This is a genomic window from Microcoleus sp. PH2017_28_MFU_U_A, assembly GCF_020738035.1.
In the GTDB taxonomy this organism is placed as follows: Bacteria; Cyanobacteriota; Cyanobacteriia; order Cyanobacteriales; family Microcoleaceae; genus Microcoleus.
Map to the genome: position 1 here is coordinate 1 of NZ_JAEQCX010000021.1, position 15,953 is coordinate 15,953.

The window sequence follows — 15,953 nt, forward strand, 5'->3', positions numbered from 1 at the left end:
CGTCACAAATACTGCAAAACTGTTCACCGCAATGATGGTTATATGTATGGGTTTTCCACTCTTGTCCGCTAAATCGGCGATTAGAGGCGTACCGATCGGTTTAGGGAGGCTGAAAAATATTTTGAAATTTTTTTGCTTTACCCCTAGACTTGTGCTGAGATGTTATGTTATAGTTAAAAACGTTATGGCGAGTGTAGCCAAGTGGTTAAGGCAGTGGTTTGTGGTACCACCATTCGTGGGTTCAATTCCCATCATTCGCCCTTTTGATTTTATTGTGCAGAATTAACAAAGGTACGTTGTTGGGCTTCAGCCCTCTTTAGGCGTATATATAAAGAGGGCTCGCATCCCAACAACGTACCTAATTCTCTGATGACTGTAAAACCACCTTGGGTTTCGCCTGTATAGACGCGGTTTCTAACCGCCCAGTCTTCCAATATGCTAATCTTAAATCCAATCTCAAATCTAAAATCCAAAATCTAAAATCAAAATATGCCATCTTTAGTAGCAGAAGATTGGGGATATAAATTTAGTGGCGATCGCACAATTAGTAAATTTATTGGTCAAGTTGAAGGAGAAGCGGCTTTAGCGAAATATTGCGATTGGGAATGCAGAGATCGGGCGGAAGTTGTGATGTCGGAAATAGCCGGTAAATCCCCCAGTCTTTTCTACGTGCGGCGCCAAAAGGTAAATGAGAGATTTTCTGAAGAGGAAATCTGGGAGTTGATTCTTGCTACGGATCGAGATGATTTTAAATTACCGGAATTGTTGCAAAAAGCCGTGAAGCGAAGCTATCCCGAAGGGAATCGCACTTTACGCTTGTTAGCAACTGTACGGATAGAAGACGGAATCGGCGGGTTGAAACTGCTGGATGCTGGTTTGGTGGCGCTTCCTAGAGGTAGAAAAGATGGCTATGCTTTGGCGGTACAGTTGCGACTTTTGCCGAAAAGTAGATCGCCAATTCCTGCAAAGTCGATCGCCCGCGTCCAACAAATGCCATTTTGGGACGAGAGACACATACCAACAACCGAACAATTAAAAGTTTGGCACACTTTCTTAAATGTCGAAAAACGCATCGCCGAAGCGCGTCAATTTTGTGTACCTTTCCGCGCGCATAACTATGGTTCCGGCTTCAAAATCGTTACTTTTGAAATCGATCGCAATTCGGCAACTCTTGACGGCTACGAGGAGAATCCCTTACAAGTCGGCGACTTTCGCGAAAGGCTGAAACAAGCCAGAAATGAAGACATTATTTTGTTTGATTCGCCGCCGGGAAGCAGAAGCAGCCGCGATGGCGAGACTTTGGGTAGCATTGCGGAAATTGAATTTGAACGTGGTATGTTACGGATTAAGTTGGATGTTGATTTGGGCGATCGCATGGCGGGCGGTAGATATCAACTTCCCAAACAAGGATTTTTGTATTTCGAGGCGGCGGGCGATATCAGTCAGATCGATCGCAAAAAGAAAGCTTTAAAGATGCTGGCGGATGGCCGCGCTCAAAATCCCTATTTAAGCGAGTTTTTATTTGACTCTTCCGAGGCGAGAATTCCCGACAAGCTGGTAAAATTGGATCGGGAAAATTTATTAAATCGCAATGCTAACGACGATCAACTCGCTGCCGTAGAAATGGTGCTTTCGGCGCGGGATTTAATTTTGATTCAAGGGCCGCCAGGAACCGGGAAAACGACGGTGATTGCGGAAATTTGCTATCAAATTGCGCGTCAGGGCGGGAAAACTTTGATTGCTTCTCAGGCAAATTTAGCCGTTGATAATGCTTTGAGTCGGTTGGTTCACAATCCGGCAATTCGGGCTTTGCGAAAGGGAAAAGCCCATAAGGTACAGGAGGAAGGCCAGCCGTTTTTAGAGGAAAATGCGATCGGCACTTGGCTGCAAAATACGGCGACTGATTGCGAACAAAAACTGTCGCAGCGTCAGATTAATGTCACATCTTTACAGCGGTTGCTGGCAGATTTCGACAGATTTAATGCCTACTCGGCCGCCGAGAGAGCTTTTTTTAAGGAACAAAAATACCTGCACGACGGGAAGGCGGAGGTTGAGGAAAAGTTGACCGCGCAATCAGCAGCGTATCAATTAAGTTTAACTGCTAAAAGCGAGATTGCGTCTTTGGTTGATGGGCTGGCAAATTTACTGGCGGCGCCGGAGATTAACTGGGAATCTTCAGAAGTTTCCGAGTTTATGCCGAAACTAAAACCTTATTCTGAAGGCAATGTTTTAGTCGAAAACTTTATGGCAAATGTGCGGCTTTGCGTCAACCATACTATTCAAATAGGATTGGATCGCCCTAGTTGCGGTGCGTTTGGGATTGCGGTTTGGTTGCGGGAAACTGTAGCAGCACAATTATCCGAATTTGAGACGGCGGGCGATCGCGCCCAGGAGGTTTGTCACGCCATGTCAGGGGTTGCGGAGTCGTTGCGGGTGTCGCGCCAGTTGTCGGATGCTGTGAATCAACTCGAGTTGGGCGACAAGCAAAATCAGACACACCGCCACAATCTCGAACAGAAAATCAGTAATTTGGAACTGCGAAAAGCAGAAATTGCCGCCGTTGTCGTCGCCGTTGCAGAGTGGATTGAGACGGCGGATACCCGACTTTATACTGTTGTGCAATCTTGCTGGGAAACGGGCGCGATGCTGACGGATGATATGGTAGAATTGCCCGCAGGACTTTTGAAAATTGCCCGATCGCTCAAATTGCCGATCGTCCCGCCGAAGTGTAAAGTCAGTTTGCCCGATTTGGAAAGACTGCAAAAGGCGATCGCCCATGAAGCCAGCGCGGGTTTTAAGGACATTCAAGGGCAGCAGTTCCGGTTTAGCGAGTTTTTGCACCTAAATTTGATTCAAATGCCGATCGTGCTCGCTGCGGGCGATCGGGCGCAATGGCAACAACTAGCCAAAGACTTCGCCAGCTATTCCCAAGTCAGTCAAAGCCAGCGCAAATTTATCCTCGAAAAAGCTGACACTTTCTTAGCTAACATCCAACAATTTTACAGTCAATCCTTGCACCAAAATCAAATTCAAGAAACCTTCGATCGGCTAGTCAAAGAATTGCTGCATACTATTCTCGGAAACGCCCGCCAGTGCATAGTTCCCCTGAAAACCGAAACCGAACAACAACTAATTAAGCAGCAACAGTTATTAGATAAAATCGGTCAAACCGTCAGCCAGCAGCAAATATCCGCCGCCCAAGTTCAAGTAGAAGCCGCGCAGCAAGAAGCGAACTTAAAAATTAGCGAAGTTACGAATCAATTGCAAGCAATTGTAGAACAGTCAAAGGTTCCAGACAAGTTGCGGATTCTCGCCCAACAATATCTCGCGCAAAAGTCGAATATTTGGGAACAACCGCAGCAGTTTTTCAAGCAAGTTGATAGTTGGAAAACCAGTGTGATTCAGCTTAAAAAATCCCTGGCTGACTTAGATCCGTTCGGGATTTTGGAAGTTGTCAAAACTACTCTTGACGAGCAACTATCCCCACTGCAAATTGCCGCTACAACTGCACAGGAGGAACTCGCGACACTTCAAACAGAATTGAACGAAATTACGACTCAACTGCAACAACAGCAGCCCACAGCAGAATTAATCGTAGAGAGAAGTTGGTGGGAATCAGCATGGCAAAATATCCCGACTAAATACCAAATAGAAGTTCCCAGTACCGGATTATTCAGCGTAGATTTTTTAAGCAAAATCAAGCGTTTATTCAAGCATTGGCAGCGGGAATTAGAACGAGAAGAAACTGCCCTCAATCGTTCTCAAAACTTCGTCACAGATTGGATTGAAAAACTCCGCCATCCGTCAGAAAAAGACCGTCAAGATTTAAAGCAAATTTATATTGACAACGCGAACGTCATCGGCATTACCTGCGTGCAAGCTGCCAGCTTTGATTTTAGCAAAAACTTTCCCAGCTTTGATGCAGTCATCATTGACGAAGTTAGTAAATGCACTCCGCCCGAGTTATTAATCCCCGCCTTGAAGGGCAGAAAATTAGTATTAGTGGGCGATCACAGGCAATTGCCGCCGATGTTTAATCAAAGTACGATCGACGACATCGCCGAAGACATCGGTTGTACCGGAGACGAACTTAGCTTTATCAAAGAATCGCTGTTCAAAATATTGTTTGAAAAAGCTGACGACGGTATTAAAAAAATGCTGACAACTCAGTACCGAATGCACCCGCAAATCATGGGCGCAATCAATCAGTTTTACCAGCAAAAGCTCAACTGCGGGATTTTGGAAGCAGACACGAGACGCGCGCACCATCTCGCAGGTGACACCATCAAAGAAAACAATCACATCCTGTGGGTGAAAACGCCCGTGGGACAAGGGTTTGAGGAGGGGAAACAGGGTACTTCGCGGTTGAATGTCAGGGAGATTGACGCGATCGAGCTTTTGTGCGAACAGATGGAAACCGCTTGGCGGCCTAAAATGGTAGAGGGTGAACCGCCGAAGGAAATCGGAATCATTACTTTTTACGGTGCTCAATTGAATGCAATTAAAGATAGAATCGCCGCCGAAAGATTCCCATCTTTGAGTATCCGCACAGGTACGGTTGACATCTTTCAAGGAATGGAAAGACCTGTGATTATTGTCAGCACTGTGTGCAATAATATTAGAGGCGATATTGGATTTGCTAAGGAACCGGAACGGGTGAATGTGGCTTTTTCTCGCGCTCAAGAATTGTTAATAGTTGTCGGCTGTCACGATTTATTTACGCAACAAACAGGTACTGTCGGAAAAATGTATCAGGAAGTTTCAAAAACGGTGCGTCACTGCGGAGGTTTTGTAGATGTTGCTAGCGTCATCGGCTAAACAAATTGATGCGAATTTAAGTTCGCTAGCGGCACAAATTGAGCAACAAAACCCTGATTTGTCGGTGTTGGCGGCGCGTGAATTCCGCTTTGCAATTCGCCAAACTCCGCTGGAAGTGACGATTAGCGAACCTCGCGAGTTTAATGTATTGGAAGAGTTCATTTTGCGGGCGGGTGTGGAGTTCGATCCTGCGCCAACTTTGCAGGAGTTGGCGGATTTGTTGGGGTTGGATCGGGTTTTTGTGAAGACTGCGGCGACGAATTTGGTTAATTTGGAGATTTTGGAGGTGGCGGAAAATGGTAAAATTGCGATCGCGAATCCCGCCCTTACGGGGGCTACGCCAACGAAGACGATCGCACCTCTAGGCGAAGATTTTTTTGATAAAGGTGCAGTTAGTCGATCGCAAATCCAATCAATTTACGCCATTTCCGATCCATTAAACCAAACTCTCACCTTCAAATTCGACGCTGTAGCAGCAGAATCAATCAACTTACCAGATTTAGCAGACTTCGTATCCCTCGAACATAAAATTACCGACCTTGCGGATTTAAGCATAACAGAAATCCAGCCGCTGATCCAAGCTTCCGGCTTAGGGATTCACGTCCCCGAAAACGGCAAAATCGTCTCTCAGTGCGATGTCATCGGTGATGATTTAGATATTTGGCAAATTGTATCAGTTTTTGTGTTGCAGGATGCGATCGAAAATAAAACTACCATCCAACTCCGACAGGGAAAGCACATATTAGAAACAGCCTCAAACTTGCTAAACGAACTCGAATCCCAACAAAAATTTTCCTTAAACGACTTGTGTAAATTAACCGAAGAAGATGTTATTTTGGAAGAACCAGAAATAATTGCTACTCCAAAAACTCGGAAATCGGCAGCTAAGAAGAAAGGCAAGGAAACGATATGATCGGGACTAAAAAAGACTTTATATCAATTCCGGCTGCGCCGGAATGACAAGCGAGGAGACGGCAGTGCCGTGTCCCTACGCCAGATTAATTGTAGGGAAACGGCACTGCCGTCTCCTGATTTTGGGTAATATTAATTCCGATGTAACCCGAATTGATATTAGTCCTGATTAACCAACAAATGAGGTAATTGTGCAATGGATAAACTAGCTCAATACCGTCAATACGTTCAGACATTAATCACCCGTTATGCCGAAGATGATGTTTCCGATGATGAAGTCGAAGTGCAACTTATCTGCGACACAGAACGAGATCATTATCAGTGGATGAATGTCGGCTGGGAACACCTTAACCGAATTTATCGAAGCATCATTCACATTGACATCAAAGATGGAAAAATCTGGCTTCAGCAAAATTTAACCGACCAAAATCCAGCGGAGGAATTAGTTGCAATGGGAGTGCCAAGAGAGGATATTGTTTTGGGATTGCAACCCCCATACAAACGACCGTATACTGACTACGGTGTAGCGTAAATAGTTGACAGTTGACAGTTGACAGTTGACAGTTGACCCCTTCGACTACGCTCAGGGCACAGCAGTTGACAGTCTATTCTTATGGTGCGCCAGTCTTAAGATTACTAAAAAAACTTAGGGTTTCCCTACTGACCGAATAGCAGGGGTTTGAAGCACCAGCATGAAGGCAGATTGTGATAAGAACGGAGTTTAAATCTCCATTCTTATCAATTCGCTGTCAACTGTCAACTGTCAACTGTCAACTGTTTATTGAGCCTTAACGCATTTCAGCATCCGCAAAGTAGCCGCGGCTGCGTAATTGCGCTTTGCAGAATCATCGGGAGCAAAACGAGTTCCAACTTCGTTAACAGCGGAAGCAACAGAACAATAAGCAGACATTTGAGTAATAATCGCAGCAGCCCAATGATTTTGAGTGTCTGAAAAAGTTTTAGGCGGTTCTTTTCCAACTAAATTTGGCTGCATTCCCCGCGCCGACAAACCAAATTCTGATGCTCTCCGCAGCACCGCCATCAATTCAGCGCGAGTCACTGACTGCATGGGTTTAAAAGTTCCATCTTGATAGCCACTAACTATTTTATTGTCCCGCGCAAATTGCACTTTTCCGGCACTCCAGCGCGTGCTATCAACGTCGCTATAAGGACGAGTAGAAACATTGTTAGGAAATGTGATGTTAGCACCTTGGATTCCTTTCAATGATTCCAATACTAAAGATACCAATTGCTCTCGCGTAACGGCAAGCTGCGGCCGAAATGTATTATCTTGAGCAAAGCCGGCGACAAACCCAAGGCCCACAGCTTCTTTAATTTCGGAAGCGTAGATATCGCTAGCAATATCTCCGAATGTAGAAGAGCCAGTATTGCCTCCGGTATTTCCTCCGGTATTTCCGCCAGTATTACCTCCGGTATTTCCGCCAGTATTTCCGCCAGTATTTCCGCCAGTATTTCCGATTTGTCCCGGTGCGGCTTGACTGCTAGTGAAATAAAAGTGACCTAATACTTTCCCTTGATAAGTTCTTTTACTAAAGCGCCAAGCGGGATCGAGAGTGATTTTCATAAAGCCGTTAGTATTGCCGTTGGTGCGGCCGATAATTATCGGTTGAGCGTTAGGATCGCTGGGAATTCCCATTAATACCACATTGCCATCAACATTTTGCAATATTAGGCTGTATTTTAATGCTAAATCGGTGCCGGCCATGCGAATGGAAAAGCCGTTGCTGTCTGTGGCGCGGCCGCAAATGCCGGTGAAGTCAAAAGTAGCTAATAACGGATCGACTGTCACGGGATTAGAACCGCTTTCGCTCCAGCACTTCCGTCTGTCTGTGACTTGTTCTACAATAAGCAATTGGTAGCCGGTCAAACCGCCCGGTTGGGCGATCGCAATTACTCGATCTTGGTTAATTTCGGTTTCGTCAAAAGTATATGCTTTCGCCGGAGCGATCGCCCCGAGTGTTAAAATTGCTGAACCGACAAGTGCGGCCGCTGCTCGTACCAGTGAATGTTTCATAGTTTTTCCCTATTTACCCCTTATTTTGGTCAGACATCTCTAGAAGATGAAAAGGTCGCGGTCTTAAGACAACAAGATAGAATTTTACCATTTGTTGTTCCAGCGATCTCAAGTGCGATCGACTCCGGTTAGATCGGATGATATCGTTTCCGGTTGCATCGGAATGATTTAACCGCAGAGGGCGCAGAGGGCACAGAGAGAGAATAGAGAGATTAATACAGGACGATGCTACCGGATTTGATATGATACTGCAATGCGATCGTTAATGCGGTGTTACGATCGCGAGCGGGGACGCTCGCACTATAGGAAACATATTATTATTCGGATGCCTGCGGAAATGATATTAATTATGAGAAAGAGCGCAATATACAAAAAAACGGTGCGTTAACAAGCCTGTAACGCACCCTAAAACAAATATTGAAAACGTGCTTTCTCTAGCTAGCGGAACATACTGCTAACAGAACTATCTTCGTGAATCCGCCAAATAGTTTCGCCCAGCAAATTCGCTACCGAAAGCACCGTCAACTGCTTGAATCGGTTCTCTTCAGGTACGGGAATTGTATTTGTAACAATTACCTCTTCCAAAACTCCGCTAGACAAACGCTCGATCGCCGGAGGTGAAAAAACCGCATGAGTAGCACAAGCATATACCTGTCTCGCACCCTGGCGGCGCAACAATCTCGCGCCTTCGGTAATCGTCCCCGCAGTATCGATCATGTCGTCCACCAACACGGCAGTTTTGCCTTTGACATCCCCGATGACGTTCATCACTTCAGCGACGTTGTGAGCTTGGCGGCGCTTGTCAATAATTGCTAGGGGAGCATCGCCAAGCTTTTTCGCAAAAGATCTCGCCCTGGCGACTCCGCCCACATCCGGCGAAACGACGACAATATCTGTCAACTTCTTGCTCGCGAGATAATCCAACAGCACTGGCGAACCGTAAACATGATCGAAAGGAATGTCAAAATAACCTTGAATCTGAGCTGAGTGCAAATCCATCCCTAAAATGCGATTTGCTCCAGCTTCAGTAATCAAATTAGCTACCAGCTTTGCAGTAATTGACTCTCTGCCGGCTGTTTTGCGATCGGCTCTAGCATAGCCGTAGTAAGGAATCACAGCAGTAACTTGTCTTGCTGAAGCGCGGCGACAAGCATCGATCATAATTAATAATTCCATGAGTCGATCGTTCACCGGACAGCAAGTAGGCTGAATCAAGTAAACATCGCAACCCCGAATCGATTCTTGAATTTGAACGTAGAGTTCCCCATCAGCGAACCGCTTGCGAACCATCGGCCCCAAATCGATCCCCAAATAGCGAGCCACCTCTTGGGCGAGGGGAACATTAGCAGAACCGGAGAACAGCCGCAGACGGTCGTGAGCGGAAACCGGCGGCTCGGGAAACGGAAGCGGTAAAGTAGCAGAACGGATCACAGCAGGCCTCTTGCAAGACGTTTATTTAACCGCCATCTTACCATCGGAAATTAGAAATGTTCAGCCAATATTTGGAGAGATTTAACTTTCGGGGCGGCCGCAAGTGTTAACTTAGGCGAACTGAATAGAAGTTGCACAAATATGTCGGATAAACAGGGTTTATGGCTGGCTGTGTGCAGGCAGAAGCGCGATCGCACTTCTGTCTCAATACGGTTCACTTAAGGTTTGTTTGTCATTGCTGTCCTCGCGACGCAAACGAGCGCGTCTGTTTGTCACATTCTTTTTCCCCGTGGACTATCAGTGAACCGTATTGACTTCTGTCTGTGCGTCTCAAAATTGTGCCGACAGTCTATTTGGGGCCCAGACTTGAAGTGCAGCCGCTCAAAATTCGGTCAAAGGCCGAAAGCCACCGGCTTCAAGGTGATAAAAATGCCACCAACAGGCAATAAACTTGCAAAATACTGTAAAAAAAGTTAAGAATCGGAAGCATACTCCTGATTTTTGATATAGCAAAGCAAGGTAAAAATCGATGAGCTTAAGAGAACGGATTGACGCAGAAATCAAAGCAGCGATGAAGTCCAAGGACAAAGTTCGCTTGGAAACTGTTCGTGGCATCAAGAAAGTTATTCTGGAAAAAGAAGTCAGCCTCCGTCCCTCGGGGCAAGAGACGCTGACAGAAGCTCAAGAATTGGAAATTTTGATGCAGATAGCAAAACAGCGCCGGGATTCGATCGACCAATACCGCAAAGGTGGCCGCGAGGACTTAGTGGCACAAGAGGAGGCGGAGTTGGCAATTCTGGAAGAGTATTTGCCGGCGCAGATGTCTGATGAAGAGGTGAGTCAAGTGGTTGACGAGGTGATTGCTTCGGTGGGCGCTACTTCTGCCAAAGATATGGGCAAGGTGATGGGCAAGGCTATGCAGCAGCTTAAAGGCAAAGCAGACGGTAACAGAATTCAAGAGATGGTAAAAGCAAAGCTTAACAGTTGACAGTTGACAGTGGACAGTTGACAGTTGGTAGAAGTCATTAGTCAGCAGTCAACAGTCAGCAGTCAGCAGTCAGCAGTCAACAGTCAACAGTCAACAGTCAGCGGTCATTAGGAAGAATGTAGCAGCCTGCTAATTTTTCGCCTTTGCGATCGCCCAAAAAAACCGCAACTATGGGGCAAACCCCTCCGGGGGAACCCCTGATTTTCGATCGCCCGCTTGCGCCTAATTTCTCAAAGTTGCTCAAAAAGAAGTAAAATGCTAACTTTCATCGGGACTGGGAACTACAGACAGTGAAGTACGATCTTGAGCATTAAAGATTTAACATTCTAAGTCTGCCAGCGATCGTCTATTTTTTAACAATTTCTACTTAAACTTATGCAGCCACCTATTTCTATTGGAACTCTCCTACAAAACCGCTACCGCTTGGTGAATATTTTAGGTCAAGGGGGATTTGGCCGGACTTATTTAGTAGAAGACGAGGGGCGGTTTAAAGAACGCTGCGCCCTGAAAGAGTTGATTCCAATGCAAAGCGGGCCTTACGTTTTGGAAAAATCGAAGGAATTGTTTCAAAGAGAGGCGGCAATACTTTACCAAATTGCCCACCCGCAAATTCCCCAGTTTCGGGCAATATTTGAAGAGAATCAACGTTTGTTTTTAGTGCAGGATTACGTGGAAGGGATGACTTACCGCGAACTGTTGCTCGATCGAACTAACACAGGCGGCACCTTCAGCGAAGCCGAAGTTTTAGTCTTTATCCGACAAATGCTGCCGGTACTGGCTCATATTCACGCCCGTGGTATCATCCACCGCGACATCTCGCCAGAAAATATCATCCTCCGTGAAAACGATAAGTTGCCGGTACTGATTGACTTTGGAGTGGTGAAAGAACTCGCTACCAAAGTTCAGTCTCCCGAAGGAACAGCCCACGCGACAACTGTGGGTAAAATTGGCTACGCGCCGATGGAACAATTGCAAAGCGGGCGCGCAACGGCCAGCAGTGACCTGTATGCTTTAGCTGTAACGGCGATCGTCCTGCTGACGGGCAAAGAACCGCAGGAATTGCTGGATCAAACAACGCTACAGTGGAATTGGCAGCAGCAAGTACAGGTGAGCGCTGGTTTGGCTGTGGTGCTGAATCGGATGTTAAATCGCTCTCCGGGCGATCGATATCAATCTGTCAGCGAAGTCGCTCAAGCACTCGACACCCAAACTAATTCTAACCCTCAATCTAACGCGCCAACTGCACCACCAGCATCAGCAGTCGTCCAGTCAAATCCTTCGCTAATCGCAACGGTAGCCGTGGGGAGACCACTCGAATCCGAGCCGGTGGTGCCCCTAAGTCCCGGCCCGCAAAACCAGCCAGATCCGCTAATTGAGCCTGCTGGTGGCTCTTTGTGGGATAATCCGGTTGCTGCGATCGGACTGCTAACAGGCTTAGTCATCTTGACAGGCTTCGGTTCCTGGGCATTAGTAGGCTCATTTCTCAACAGCAAACCGAAGCCCACAGCCACTCCGACAGCGCCATCAGTCATAACTCCGACGCCGAGACTAACTCCGCTTCCAACCCCGGAACCTTTGCCAACTCCAACCCCGGAACCTTTACCAAGCCCAACTCCAGAACCTTCGCCAAGCCCAACTCCAGAACCTTCGCCGGAAATCACACCAGAACCTTCGCCGGAAATCACCCCAGAACCTTCGCCGGAAATCACACCATCGCTACCACCTGAACCAACGCCAGCGCCAGAACCCACGCCAACACCTGAACCGACACCTGCGCCAACTCCCGCGCCGAAACCGACACCCGCGCCAACTCCCGCGCCGAAACCGACACCCGCGCCGACTCCCGCACCCAAACCGACTCCCGCACCGACTCCCGCACCCAAACCGACTCCCGCACCAACTCCTGCACCAACTCCTGCGCCGTCACCAACTCCTGCGCCGTCACCAACTCCTGCGCCGTCACCAACTCCTGCGCCGTCACCAACTCCTGCGCCGGAACCCGCACCGACTCCTGCGCCTTCACCGGAACCCGCACCGACTCCTGCGCCTTCACCCTAGTTCTGGCAAAATTCCTCTAGACTTAAGTTGAAGCCAATTACTTACTAGCTTTTGCCAATGAACTCGCTGCTGATTGCTGGAACTGATACTGACGCGGGCAAAACTGTTTTGACCAGTGCTCTGGCTGCTTATTGGCAAATGTATTTTCCCGATCGCAGTTTGGGAATTATGAAGCTGTTGCAAACCGGCACGGGCGATCGAGAACTCTACACCCGTTTATTTAGCCTCGACCAATCCCCCGAAGAACTCAATCCGCTGCACTTTAGCGCGCCTCTAGCACCACCGATTTCTGCCGAACGCGAGGGGAGAGCGATCGAACTCGAAAAGGTCTGGACGGCGCTGCAAAGCCTCACTGAGCGCAAGAATTTTGTGCTGGTGGAGGCTTTGGGAGGGCTGGGTTCCCCTGTAACGCGGGAACTGACGGTGGCGGATATTGCCCGAGATTGGCGGCTGAGGGGCGTTTTGGTGGTACCTGTGAGGTTAGGTGCGATCGGGCAAGCTGTAGCGAATGTTGCCCTCGCCAGACACACGGGCTTTCAGCTTAGAGGCATTGTCCTTAATTGCCCTCAAGCTTGTTCCGAACAAGAAATTGCCGATTTTGCGCCGATCGATTTAATCCAGTCTCTGACTCAAATTCCAGTGTTGGGTACTTTGCCACATTTAGACGATCCAAATGACCTGAAAAAATTAGCGGCATCAGCATCAGAATTAGATTTAGAGCGGTTGTTACATGGAGTTAATTTGCTTCCTCAGACTGCTAAATAACCCCATTCTCAACACCTCTGTTGCTCAATCTTCTCTTTCTCTGTGTACTCTGCGCCCTCTGTGGTAAAACATCTTAGATTTTATTTTAACCGCAGAGAGCGCAAGATTTTATTTTAACCGCAGAGAGCGCAGAGAGCGCAGAGAAGGAAAAGAGAGTTTTACAAATTATTTAACTGGTTCCCAGGTAAAGAGTAAAACGAGTAAACAACTAACAAATAACAACTAACAAATAACAACTAATATGGTTTCTACTGTACCGAATTTAACCGATTTCGATTTATCTCAGTTGCGGCTGGAGATTAGAAGTTTGCAGCCTCAGCTAGTCGAATGGCGCCGCCGCTTGCACCAAAAACCGGAGTTGGGTTTTGATGAGAATTTAACAGCCCAGTTTATCTCGCAAAAGTTGCAGGAATGGGGAATTGAGCATGAAACTAATATTGCTAAAACGGGTGTTGTCGCAACTATTGACAGCGGGAAGCCGGGGCGAGTTTTGGCAATTCGAGCGGATATGGATGCTTTGCCGATTCAAGAGGAAAATGAGGTGGATTATCGATCGCAGCATGATGGTATTATGCACGCTTGCGGTCACGACGGTCATACTGCGATCGCCCTTGGGACAGTTTGTTATCTCGCCAAACACAAACACAGCTTTTCGGGTAAGGTAAAATTCATCTTTCAGCCCGCCGAAGAAGGCCCGGGCGGCGCCAAACCGATGATTGAAGCCGGAGTTTTGCAGAATCCTGACGTTGAGGCGATCGTCGGCTTGCATTTGTGGAACAATCTACCATTAGGCACTGTAGGCGTCCGCAGCGGCGCCCTGATGGCGGCTGTAGAAGTTTTTGACTGCACGATTTTTGGCAAGGGCGGGCACGGTGGAATGCCACACCAGACTGTAGATGCGATCGTCGTTACAGCCCAAATTGTCAGCGCCCTACAGGCAATTGTCGCACGGAACGTTAACCCGATCGACTCAGCGGTAGTCACAGTCGGCAAATTCCACGCAGGGCACACCCACAACGTCATCGCCAACACCGCCCAAATCGGCGGCACAGTGCGCTATTTCAATCCCATATATCAAGGTTATTTTCACAGGCGAATCGAGCAAGTAATTGCCGGAATTTGTCAGAGTCACGGCGCCAATTACCAACTAGATTATTCTTCGATTTATCCACCAGTTATCAACGATTCAAGCATGGCTGACTTAGTACGCAGCGTGGCTGAATCCGTTGTGGAAACTCCTGCGGGAATAGTCCCAGAATGTCAAACAATGGGCGGGGAGGATATGTCATTCTTTTTGCAAGAAATCCCCGGCTGCTATTTCTTTTTAGGTTCCGCAAATCCAGAGAAAAACTTGGCTTACCCGCACCACCACCCGCGTTTTGATTTTGACGAAACTGCGTTGGGGATGGGTGTAGAAATGTTTGTGAGGTGCGTAGAAAAATTCTGTGGTTAGAGTAGAGTCGGCGGTTGAAACCGCGTCTATACAAATAAAACCTGCCTCCGCAGGTTGAAGAATCAAAGGTTAAAATTACGTTATTCAGCAATTAGACTCGGCGGTTGAAACCGCGTCTATACAAACAAAACCTGCCTCCGCAGGTTGAAGAATCAAAGGTTAAAAATATTTTATTCATCAATTAGACTCGGCGGTTTCAACCGCCGACTCTAACAAACCAGGTTATCTCGTTTGAAAGATATTCTGCACCATTTTCTTATCCACACTCGCCGCCGCCTTATCCAATTCTGCAATCTCCCCCGAATTCAACTCCCAGCCCAAAGCACCAATATTATCCATCGCCTGCGCCGCCGATTTAGCCCCCGGAATCGGAATAGTTTTTTTGCAGATGCACCAGTTGATTGCTACCTGCGAAACAGTCTTGTTTCTGAACGCCGCTATTTCTCGCAAACAGCCCAAAAGCGATCGCATTCCCGGCAATAATTGCTTGCACGCCAAACCTCGGATACCTTTAGGAATAGAGCCATTTTCCGAATATTTTCCAGTCAGCAACCCCAAAGCTAAAGGACTGTAAGCAATCAATTTTATCCCCAATTCATCGCAAACATCTTTCAATCCAAGTTCTGTTACTGGATAAGTAGAAAGTAGCGAATATTGCACTTGTAAAGTCACAATAGGAACTTGGCGCGAACTAAATCTTTGATGCACCCATTTCAACCGTTTCGGCCCGTAATTAGATAAACCCACTCCCTTGACCAATCCTTGCTCGTAAAGGTCTGCCAAACCGTCCAAAAGAGCCCCCTCTTGCCAAGGTGCATAATTGGCTGTAGACCAGTGCATTTGCACTAAATCTACATTCTTTCCGAGGCGCGAAGCCGAGGCTTTTCCAGCAGATATCATGGATTGTCGCGTCAGTCTCCAAGGATAAGCCGCTAGTTTTGTCGCTATACAAATATTGTCTTGATTTGCACCTTGATATTGTTGGGAAAACTGCCCCAAAAGTTGCTCGCTGCGTCCGTTTAATTTCCCGGTTCCGTAGGAATCACCTGTATCAAATAAGGTGACACCATTGTTAACGCAAAGATTGAACGCGGCTTGCAATTCCTCGTCCATACTTTCATCGTAACCCCAGAGTAATCTGTTACCCCAAGCCCAAGTGCCGCAGCCCATTTTTGGTAGTACAATTTTTTGATTAGTTGACATTTTTATTGATGATTAATGATTGATATTAGGGTAAGGTATACTGAACAAGTGACCGGGGATGCTCGCACTCGTTCGTCGTTACCAAAGTATCTCACCAGCCCCTCACACGCGAGCGGGGACGGCACTAGGAAGAGACTGAGGAATGATATTAATGATATTATTTTCGCTTACATCCAAACAATAATTTTCCGCTCTTAAGTGCGAGCGTCCCCGCTCGCGTAACCTTCACTCCCCGCTCGCGTAACCTTCACTCCCCGCTCGCGTAACCTTCGCTCCCCGCTCGCGTAACC

10 protein-coding genes and 1 tRNA gene are annotated in these 15,953 nt (G+C 47.3%); 8 read left to right on the forward strand and 3 right to left on the reverse strand.

Annotated features, from left to right (window positions below; genetic code table 11):
* Positions 1–187 precede the first annotated feature (187 nt).
* From JGK14_RS00200 to JGK14_RS00215, 4 genes are all read left to right on the forward strand, one after another.
* Positions 188–260 (forward strand) — tRNA-His (locus tag JGK14_RS00200).
* A gap of 229 nt (positions 261–489) precedes the next feature.
* A complete protein-coding gene (locus JGK14_RS00205) occupies positions 490–4,818 on the forward strand; it encodes an AAA domain-containing protein (RefSeq protein ID WP_325314561.1) in 4,329 nt (1,442 codons plus the stop codon).
* Entirely contained in the window at positions 4,796–5,731 is a 936-nt protein-coding gene (locus JGK14_RS00210) for a hypothetical protein (RefSeq protein ID WP_293242716.1), read from the forward strand. The genes JGK14_RS00205 and JGK14_RS00210 overlap by 23 nt, the downstream gene beginning before the upstream one ends.
* Positions 5,732–5,926: 195 nt before the next feature.
* Positions 5,927–6,262 (forward strand): XisI protein, encoded by a 336-nt coding sequence (locus JGK14_RS00215; protein ID WP_293175798.1) that lies wholly within the window; start codon positions 5,927–5,929, stop codon positions 6,260–6,262.
* Positions 6,263–6,508: 246 nt separating this feature from the next.
* Here the strand turns inward: JGK14_RS00215 and JGK14_RS00220 are convergent, their stop codons facing one another.
* Both JGK14_RS00220 and JGK14_RS00225 read right to left on the reverse strand, forming a co-directional pair.
* Complete coding sequence (locus tag JGK14_RS00220) at positions 6,509–7,765, reverse strand: DUF3747 domain-containing protein (protein WP_293242719.1); 1,257 nt, start codon at positions 7,763–7,765, stop codon at positions 6,509–6,511.
* Positions 7,766–8,203: 438 nt separating this feature from the next.
* Positions 8,204–9,196, reverse strand: coding sequence for a ribose-phosphate pyrophosphokinase (locus JGK14_RS00225; RefSeq protein WP_293175802.1), 993 nt, complete (start codon positions 9,194–9,196; stop codon positions 8,204–8,206).
* A 529-nt stretch (positions 9,197–9,725) separates the two neighbouring features.
* Here JGK14_RS00225 and JGK14_RS00230 point away from each other — a divergent pair.
* From JGK14_RS00230 to JGK14_RS00245, 4 genes are all read left to right on the forward strand, one after another.
* The gene (locus JGK14_RS00230; RefSeq protein ID WP_293175804.1) at positions 9,726–10,184 is read left to right on the forward strand and encodes a GatB/YqeY domain-containing protein; all 459 of its coding nucleotides are present in this window, start codon (positions 9,726–9,728) and stop codon (positions 10,182–10,184) included.
* Between the two features lie 375 nt (positions 10,185–10,559).
* Positions 10,560–12,242, forward strand: coding sequence for a serine/threonine-protein kinase (locus tag JGK14_RS00235; protein ID WP_293323579.1), 1,683 nt, complete (start codon positions 10,560–10,562; stop codon positions 12,240–12,242).
* A gap of 57 nt (positions 12,243–12,299) precedes the next feature.
* Positions 12,300–13,007 (forward strand): dethiobiotin synthase, encoded by a 708-nt coding sequence (gene bioD / locus JGK14_RS00240; protein WP_325314562.1) that lies wholly within the window; start codon positions 12,300–12,302, stop codon positions 13,005–13,007.
* A gap of 241 nt (positions 13,008–13,248) precedes the next feature.
* The gene (locus JGK14_RS00245; protein WP_293175810.1) at positions 13,249–14,460 is read left to right on the forward strand and encodes a M20 family metallopeptidase; all 1,212 of its coding nucleotides are present in this window, start codon (positions 13,249–13,251) and stop codon (positions 14,458–14,460) included.
* A gap of 222 nt (positions 14,461–14,682) precedes the next feature.
* Here the strand turns inward: JGK14_RS00245 and JGK14_RS00250 are convergent, their stop codons facing one another.
* Positions 14,683–15,663, reverse strand: a complete 981-nt coding sequence (locus tag JGK14_RS00250) for an aldo/keto reductase (RefSeq protein WP_325314563.1) — start codon at positions 15,661–15,663, stop codon at positions 14,683–14,685.
* Positions 15,664–15,953: the final 290 nt, after the last annotated feature.